1 protein-coding gene is annotated in these 229 nt (G+C 55.0%); it reads right to left on the bottom strand.

The features are described from left to right. On the bottom strand, positions 1–207 hold a 207-nt coding region (locus ALO64_RS25910), incomplete at its 3' end, for a hypothetical protein (RefSeq protein WP_217996268.1). Positions 208–229 lie beyond the last annotated feature (22 nt).

Below are 229 nucleotides of genomic sequence, written 5' to 3'. Positions count from 1 at the left end.
GCTTACGCAAGAAGCGTCGGGAAACCTGTCGTTCAGATACGCTGTCTGGCAGCAACTACAAAGATCGACATCACCCAAAGGATCGACATCGAAGAAAAAGTCGGTATCGGGCACGAAGGTAGTATGCCCGGCGCGTTGGAGACGGGTCTGCTTTGCCTTGGCTTTTGCCCGGCTCGCCCGTTTACGTTTTTTGGTCTCTGACGCCATGGGTAAGCCTGTGCTGAGGAGG

The organism is Pseudomonas meliae (assembly GCF_001400515.1).
Lineage (GTDB): Bacteria > Pseudomonadota > Gammaproteobacteria > Pseudomonadales > Pseudomonadaceae > Aquipseudomonas > Aquipseudomonas amygdali.
This window is presented reverse-complemented; position numbering and strand designations above follow the sequence as displayed.